Annotated in this window: 8 protein-coding genes; 4 read left to right on the forward strand and 4 right to left on the reverse strand. The window is 59.6% G+C overall.

Going from position 1 to position 8,020, the window contains the following annotated elements:
- Positions 1-88: 88 nt before the first annotated feature.
- The 4 genes from V7Q10_RS15235 to V7Q10_RS15250 are packed head-to-tail and all read left to right on the forward strand — an operon-like array spanning position 89 to position 3,405.
- A complete protein-coding gene (locus V7Q10_RS15235; RefSeq protein ID WP_333869991.1) occupies positions 89-838 on the forward strand; it encodes an ABC transporter ATP-binding protein in 750 nt (249 codons plus the stop codon).
- Positions 838-1,779, forward strand: coding sequence for an ABC transporter permease (locus tag V7Q10_RS15240; protein WP_333869992.1), 942 nt, complete (start codon positions 838-840; stop codon positions 1,777-1,779). Before V7Q10_RS15235 ends, V7Q10_RS15240 begins: the two co-directional genes overlap by 1 nt.
- Complete coding sequence (locus tag V7Q10_RS15245; protein ID WP_333869993.1) at positions 1,772-2,752, forward strand: ABC transporter permease subunit; 981 nt, start codon at positions 1,772-1,774, stop codon at positions 2,750-2,752. Before V7Q10_RS15240 ends, V7Q10_RS15245 begins: the two co-directional genes overlap by 8 nt.
- Positions 2,753-2,772: 20 nt before the next feature.
- A complete protein-coding gene (locus V7Q10_RS15250) occupies positions 2,773-3,405 on the forward strand; it encodes a hypothetical protein (protein ID WP_333869994.1) in 633 nt (210 codons plus the stop codon).
- Positions 3,406-3,505: 100 nt separating this feature from the next.
- On the opposite strand, the gene V7Q10_RS15255 is transcribed toward V7Q10_RS15250, so the two are convergent.
- The 4 genes from V7Q10_RS15255 to V7Q10_RS15270 form a co-directional block, all read right to left on the reverse strand.
- A complete protein-coding gene (locus V7Q10_RS15255; protein WP_333869998.1) occupies positions 3,506-5,152 on the reverse strand; it encodes an acyl-CoA synthetase in 1,647 nt (548 codons plus the stop codon).
- Positions 5,153-5,156: 4 nt separating this feature from the next.
- The gene (locus V7Q10_RS15260) at positions 5,157-5,969 is read right to left on the reverse strand and encodes an enoyl-CoA hydratase (RefSeq protein ID WP_333869995.1); all 813 of its coding nucleotides are present in this window, start codon (positions 5,967-5,969) and stop codon (positions 5,157-5,159) included.
- A 21-nt stretch (positions 5,970-5,990) separates the two neighbouring features.
- On the reverse strand, positions 5,991-7,148 hold the full coding sequence (locus V7Q10_RS15265) for a glycine cleavage T C-terminal barrel domain-containing protein (protein ID WP_333869996.1): 1,158 nt from the start codon (positions 7,146-7,148) through the stop codon (positions 5,991-5,993).
- A gap of 153 nt (positions 7,149-7,301) precedes the next feature.
- Positions 7,302-7,793, reverse strand: coding sequence for an Lrp/AsnC family transcriptional regulator (locus V7Q10_RS15270; RefSeq protein ID WP_333869997.1), 492 nt, complete (start codon positions 7,791-7,793; stop codon positions 7,302-7,304).
- Positions 7,794-8,020: the final 227 nt, after the last annotated feature.

The raw sequence follows: 8,020 nt of genomic DNA on the forward strand, positions 1-8,020 counted from the left end.
CATTGTAAGGCCGCCGAAAGGCGCTTGCGGTTTGGCAACGTCACAAGCGGGGCAAGCTGACAGCTTCCCTCAAGCAAAGGACACCGCAATGCCGGACCCTATGATCACGATCGACAGATTAACCCAAGTCTTCGACGGCTTTACCGCGCTTGATGCACTTAGCATGACCATCGAGGCGGGCGAGGTTTTTGGCTTTCTGGGCCATAATGGCGCGGGCAAAACCACCACGCTTCAGATGCTGACAACGCTTGCGCGCCCCAGCTCTGGCAGCGCCACCATCGCGGGGCATGACATTTGCACTGATCCTTTGGCAGTGCGGCGCTCTATTGGCTATGTGCCTGAAAACGTGCGGCTTTACGATACGATGACCGCCGCCGAAAACCTGTTGTTCTTTGCGCGGCTGTCAGGCGTCGACAGGCCAAAGGCCCGTGTCGCCGAGGTGCTGGAGCTGCTGGATTGCGCCGCACTTGCCAGCGCGCGGGTGGCTGGGTTTTCCAAAGGCATGCGCCAGCGCATCGGGCTTGCGCAAGCGATCTTGCACCAGCCAAAGGTGCTGTTTCTGGACGAACCCAGCTCTGGTCTTGACCCGATGGGCATCAAGATGCTGCGCGATGTGATCACGCGGTTGAACCGCGATTTCGGCATGACGATCTTTATGAACACCCATTTGATTTCTGAAATTGCCAAGACCTGCACCAGCATCGCGGTGCTGAGCCACGGCAAATTGGTCTACCACGACCGGATCGAGGCCGTGACCGCGCGCTATGGCGATGAGGCGGCGCTTGAAGCGCTTTACCTGTCGCTGACGCCGCAGGGCCGTCTGGCACAGGTGGCCTGATGTCAGATTTTTCCTCCAATTGGCTGATCGCCAGCCAGTCGGCGCGATTTGTGCTGCGCGAGCGTACCGTGGCTTTGCTGGCGGTGCTGTTTGTCGTGCTGGTGCTGATCTCGGCCTGGCTGGGTTGGCAGGCCACATCGACGGTCAATCAGATTTATCTGCAAGCAGCGGCGTTTTTGGCAGCGGCGGGGCAGCCGGTGCCGAGCAATCCGGTGCTCGAGATCTCGCCGCTGGCGCTGATGCGCAATATGTCGGTTTATGTGGCGCTGATCGGCGCGCTTGCGGCGATTGTGATCGGCAACCGTCTGGTCAGCATCGACCGCAAGGCGGGGGTGCTGCCGCTGATCGGCATCCGCCCGCTGCACCGCAGCGCCTATGCCGATGGCAAGATCGCCGCACTGTTGGGATTGGTGCTGGGCTTGATTGCTGTGGCAGCGCTGATGGCGGTGACGACGCTGCTTTTGCTGCCAGCGCTGCGCCTGACCAGCGCGCAATGGCTGCAATTGGCCGGCTTTATGGCGATCAGCGCGCTTTACATGGCTTGCTTTGGCCTGATCGGGCTGGCCTCGGCGGCTTGGGCGAAATCGGAAACCGTGGGTCTGTTGCTGCCGGTAACGCTGTGGCTGACGGCAAGCTTCATCCTGCCGCAGCTGACCGCAAACCTGAACCCAACCGCGGCCATCAACCCGATTTCGGCCCTGGCCGCAGCGCCTGACACCGGTTTTTTCCAGCTGAGCGGCGCGCTGCTGGGGCCGCTGTCTGTGGCTGATGCCTATAAATTCGCCTCGGCCAATCTGCTGGATTACCTGCCGCAGGGCCTATCCTCGCCCTCAGTGATCTCGCCGGTGGCCAGCCTTATTTTGCTGACACTGGCCGCAGGCGGTCTGGCCTGGCGCGCCCTGACGCGCATGGCAATGACGCAAGGAGAGTTTGATGTCTAACCTGACCCCCATTGGCATTATCGCGGCGAAAGATATCCGCGACGCGCTGCAAGATCGCTTTATCCTGCTTGTGACGGGCTTTCTGGGCCTTGCCGCCGCGGTGGCCTTGGCGACCGGCGCCATCGCCCTGCGCGGCGACCTTGCCACCTATGCGGCCGCAAAGGCCACGCTGTTGTCGATTGGCAAATCCGTTGCGGCAATCAAAGCGCCCGAGTTCTACCCCCTGCGGCTGCTGCGTGGCGCGATCGAGCAGATCGAGATCATCGGGGCCGCCATCGCCATTCTGATCGGCTATCGCGCGGCGGCAAGCGAGCGAGGGCGGCAAACGCTGGCGCTGATCCTGACACGACCCCTGCGCAACTGGCAGTTTGTGGCGGGCAAGATGCTGGCGGGCTTTGCGCTGCTGGCGGTGGGTCTGGCTGTGGTGCTGGCGGGGCTTGCGCTTTTGCTGCATCTGACCTCGGGCGTGGGGCTGGGGGGCAATGATTTGCTGCGCATCGGCTTGGTTTGGGCGGTGGCGCTGATCTACACCGCTTGCTTTTTCCTGCTGGGGTTTGTGTTGACCCTGCATATGCGCCAGCCCTCGCATGCACTGTTGGCGGGCTTTGCGGTCTGGCTGTTGCTGGTGCTGATCGCGCCGCAAATCGGCGACACGCTTGATCCTGACAATCAGGTTGCGGGTGGTGTCTTTGCCCAGCTGCATATCGCCAAGCCCGATCAAACCGAAATCATGAAGCGCTTTGCCAACTTTGAAAGCCTGCGCAATGGCATCGAAGCGGGGTCTGTCACCAAGCATTTCGAACGCTTCAGCTTCGCCATCCTTGGCATCAAGCCGACCTATACCGGCATGGCCATAACCCCCATCCTGACCGAGATGTTTGGCAATCTGGTCTGGATATTCCTTACCGCGCTGGGGCTGGCAAGCCTTGCCCTAGCGCTTCCCCTGAACCCCAACCGGCTTGCAAAAGCCTGACATTTCGAAGGAAATCTCACATGTCACTTAACCATACCCTCTCGACCCTTGCGTTTGCATCCCTGCTTGGCCTGACGCTGGCAAGCCCGGGTCTGTCGCAAACCGCCGCCGATAGCGATGGCGACGGCGTGCCCGACAGTGCCGAGGTGCTGCTTGGTACCGATCCGATGGTTGCCGATACTGATGGCGACGGGCAAAACGATCTTATGGATGCCGATCCGACCTTTCTGGCAAATCCCATCGACACCACAGGCGCGCCCGCGCCCTTTGCGATCAGCGAAGCCTTGGTGGAAAATAACTTTGATTATGCCGCCAATAAAATCGCCAGCGACCATCTAGAGCTTTTGGTCAGCAATACCGGTGCCGCGCCGCTTGCGGGGTTTTCGATCTATTATGCGATCAAGGACGGCGACAGCGGCAAGGTCGAGGCCAGCTTTCGCAAGCTGGAGGGCTTTGCGCTGCCCGCCGGCGGCGAGGCGCGCATCCACTTTGACGATGCCGCCATTGCAGGGCATTTCCGTGCCAATCCCAATTCGATCTATACCACCAGCACCGCCGCCAAGAGTTTTTCTGTGATGCTGAAAGCCGATGGCTTTGCCCCCATCAGCGTCGAGATTGCAAAAGACAAGGGCGGCGCAGAAGCCGCCGACTAAGCCTTGCAGCATCAGCAAACGTCTTGGGCGGCGGCCCGTTCCAAAGGGTCGCCGCTGCTATAATATGGCGCACCACCGACGGCAGTTTGGGGCTTGGGGGTTAAGGCGCAGGCTCGGTTGCAAAAGCCTTTGCCTGTTCGCGCAGCAGGAATTTCTGGATCTTTCCGGTCGAGGTTCTGGGAACGGTCGTAAACACAAAGCATCCCGGCACCTTATAGGCGGCAAGCTCTTTGCGGCACCAAGCCTTTAGGTCTGCTGCATCCGCTGCCTGTCCGGGGGCCAGCTCGATAAAGGCGCAGGGGGTTTCGCCCCATTTCGGATGCGGCATCGCCACCACGGCGGCCACGGCAACGGCGGGGTGGCGATAAAGCGCCTCTTCAACCTCGATCGACGAGATATTCTCGCCCCCCGAGATGATCACATCCTTGGATCGGTCCTTCAGCTGGATATAGCCGTCGGGATGTCGCACGCCCAGATCGCCCGAATGGAACCAGCCACCGGCAAAGGCCGCTTGCGTCGCCTTTGGGTTGCGGAAATATCCCTTCATCACGACATTGCCGCGAAACATCACCTCGCCCATGGTCTGGCCATCACGCGGCACCGGCAGCAGGGTTTCGGGGTTCAGCACATCCAGCTGCTCGAGCGGCAAATAGCGCACGCCCTGCCGCGATTTCAGCGCCGCCTGACGGTCAAGCGGCAGGTCAGACCAGCTTTCGTGCCAGTCATTTACCACCGCAGGGCCATAGGTTTCGGTCAGCCCATAGAGATGGGTGACATCAAAGCCCGCCGCCTTCATCTCGGCCAGCAGCTTTTCGGGCGGCGGCGCGGCGGCGGTAAAGAACTGCACCTGATGATCAAGGCTGCGCTTGGCGGCTTGGGGCGCCGCAATCATCAGCGACATCACAATCGGCGCGCCGCAAAGATGGGTGACCCGTTCATCTGCAAGCGCTGCCCAGATCGGTTCTGCCCGCACCTGCCGCAGGCAGATATGGGTGCCGATGATCGCCGACAGCGTCCAGGGAAAGCACCAGCCGTTGCAATGAAACATCGGCAGCGTCCAAAGATAAACCGCATGTTTCGGCATCGAGGCGGTCAGCGCATTGCCCTGCGCCAAAAGATAGGCGCCCCGATGATGCGACACCACACCCTTAGGGTCGCCCGTGGTGCCCGAGGTGTAGTTGATCGAGATCGCATCCCATTCATCATTCGGCATCAGCCAAGCGTAATCGGCGTCGCCCCCTGCCAAAAACGCCTCGTAATCCTTGGCGTCCGTTTCGGCCTGCGGCCCATCAAATTCGGGATCATCATATTGGATCACAACGGGCTTCACCTGGGCCAGCGCCAAAGCCTGTTGCAGCAGCGGCATGAACTCGCGGTCTGCGATCACCACGCGCGCCATGGCGTGATCCAGTTGAAAGGCGATGATTGCGGCATCCAGACGGGTGTTGATCGAATGCAGCACCGCGCCACACATCGGCACGCCGTAATGGCATTCCAACATCGCAGGCGTATTTGCCAACAGCGCCGAGACCGTCTCGCCCCGCCCGATGCCCAGCTGCGCCAAAGCCGAGCCAAGCTGCCGCGCCCGCTGGTAAAAGCTGGCATAGCTGCGCCGCAGCGCCCCATGCACAATCGCAGTATGGTCGGGGAAGACCGAGGCCGCACGCTCTAGAAAGGTCAGCGGCGTCAGGGGTTGGTGATTGGCCGGAGTGCGGTCCAGATCGGTGTTATAGGGATTTTGTGCCATGGGGTCAGACATCCTGCCACTTTGGCGCGCGCTTTTCGATAAAAGCGCCGATGCCTTCTTCGGCATCAAGGGTCAGCATATTGTCGACCATCACAGCCGAGGCATAGGCATAGGCGTCAGACAGCCCCAACTCGCGCTGCGCATAATAGGCGCGCTTGCCTGTCGCCAAGGTCATGCTGGATTTCAAAGCTATCTTCCGCGCAAGCGTCATGGTCGCGTCGCGCAGATCATCGGCGGCAACAGCGCGATTGATCAACCCAATCTCGGCGGCCCGCGCGGCCGAGGTCATCTCGCCGGTCAGCAGCATTTCCATCGCGTGTTTGTCTGCAACATTGCGCGACAGCGCCACCATCGGGGTCGAGCAGAACAGGCCAATATGCACCCCCGGCGTGCTGAACTGCGCGGTATCGGCAGCAATCGCCAGATCGCAGCTTGCCACCAATTGGCAGCCCGCCGCGGTTGCAATGCCGGTAACTTCGGCGATCACCGGCTTGGGACAATGCACAATCGCCTGCATCAGAGCCGAGCAACTGGCCAGAACCGTGGTGAAATAGGCCCTACCCCGATCGGTATGAGCCCGCGCCGCCGTCATTTCCTTTAGATCATGGCCGGCGCAAAACGCAGGCCCCTTGGCGGCCAGCACAACCACCCGCACGGCGGGATTGCTGCCCGCCGCGTCAAGGGCTGCGCTTAGGGCCGCCATCATCGCCTCTGAAAGCGCATTGCGCCGCTTTGCATCATTCAGGGTCAGACGCAAAACGCCGCTATCCTCGGTTTCTTGCAAAAGGATAGCGCTGTCCTGAACGGCATTTTGCATGGGTTAGAGCCTTTTCAAACGTTACAGAAGGGTGGTTTCAGAGGCGGCGATTTTCTTATTCGGGTCATAGAACGGCCGTTCAACAACGGTGGCGCTCCGCGCGCCAGCTTTGGTCAGAACCGTCAGCTGGGTGCCAAGACCTGCATATTCAGACGCAATCATCGCCAGCGCAATGTTGTTTTCAAGACGCGGCGAATAGATCGCCGAGGTCACCTTGCCAATCGTCACGCCGTCTTTTTGCAGCGGCCAAAAGGCGGTGTTCGGGCCCTGCAAGGGCGCGCCATCAAGGATCAGGCCGACTTGCTTGCGGCTTGGCCCCTGCGCTTTGATCCGGCGCAAGGCCGCTTTGCCGATGAAATCCGCCTCGATGTCAAGGTTCACCAAGCGGTCCAGCCCCAGCTCGAACGGGTTGGTCTTTGCATCGGCATCGGCGTGATAAGACAGCATGCCGCCCTCGATCCGCCGGATCGAAGATGTGTGGCCGGGCTTGAGGCCAAAGGGCGCGCCTGCCGCCATGATCCTTTCCCACAGCGCATCGCCATGGGCGCTGTCGCGCAGATAGATCTCGTAACCAAGCTCGCTTGACCAGCCCGTGCGCGACACCAGCAGCGGCATTCCGTCAAGTTCAAGTTCGCGCAGCCAGTAGTATTTCAGATCCAGAATGCTGTCGCCAAACAGCGCCTGCATGATCTTGCCCGACTTTGGCCCCTGCAATTGCACAGGCGAGACATCGGGCTCGTCAATCGTCACATCCAGCCCGGCATGCACGGCCACGCCCTGCGCCCAAAGCAAAATGTCGCTGTCAGCCAAAGAGATCCAGAAATGATTCTGCCCCAAACGCAGCAAGATCGGGTCATTCAGCAGCCCCCCCTCGGCATTGGTGATCAGAATGTATTTGCACTGCCCCACCGCCATCTTGGACAGATCGCGCGAGGTCAGCATTTGCACAAATCTTGCCGCATCCGGCCCAGTGATTTCGACCTGACGCTCGACTGCGACATCGCAAAGGATCGCATCGTTCACAAGGTTCCAGAAATTCTGCTCGGGGTTTCCGAAATCGCGAGGGATATACATGTGGTTGTAAACCGAAAACCCCTTGGCCCCCCAACGCAGCGTGGCGTCAAAATAGGGGGACTTGCGAATTTGCGTTCCAAAACCGAAATCATCTGCCTGCGTCATGGTCTTTGCCCTTGTTTCCCGATGGCCCGTTGTGGCCGAATTCCGGTCAACATCTACAGTGAATTATCGGAAGAGGGCGGACTGAAAAGCAGCAAGGCAAAGCATGTTTAGACGGTTTTAGGGGGGCCGAACCGTCTGATCAGACCGCGAGGCCTAACTGCGATTTTTCGCAGCAAGTTTCGTCAGGTTTGGCCGGCTTGATTTGACCCGCCGTGTGGCGATGTAGGTCATATAGCGGTCAATCCCCAGCTCGGCAGCAAGCATTGTCTCCATCAAGGTTTGAAAGGCGGCCAGATTGGGGGTTATCGCCTCAAACACATAATCCATGCCGCCGCCCGTGGCGACGCAGTCGGTAATTTCGTCTAAGCTGCGGATAAAGGCCTCGAAGCGATCGAAGTCCGCCTTGCGATGATGGGTCAGCGAAAGCGTCACGACAACCTGGGTAAAATCAACAATCTGCTCAAGCGCGATATCAGCATGGTAGCCGCGAATAAATCCCGCCGCTTTCAGCCGATCCAAACGCGCCCAGCAGGCGGTTGCAGAAATGTTCACAAGCTCGGAGAGCCTGGTTTTGCTGATTTGGCCATGGTGCTGAACCGCACTAAGAATGCGGATATCGGTGCCATCAAGTGCCATTTTCTTCATGGGTCCAAAACCTTCTTGCAGCTATGCAATCCCAAATTGCGCTTGCTGGTCATGTCTTTTCATAATCCAGTCGCGCAGCCTTGGCGAATGGCTTTGCGACATCCTATGCAACACCAGCGCATTGGTCAGAAGGGGGCGCCCTGAATGGCTGTGCCATGCGCAAGCGTGTAAAAAGAAAAAACCCCGTAACCAGTTAAGGTTACAGGGCTTTCATTGCGACAAGTGGT

Origin of the sequence: Cypionkella sp. (genome assembly GCF_036782355.1) — a bacterium.
Taxonomy (GTDB): Bacteria; Pseudomonadota; Alphaproteobacteria; order Rhodobacterales; family Rhodobacteraceae; genus Cypionkella.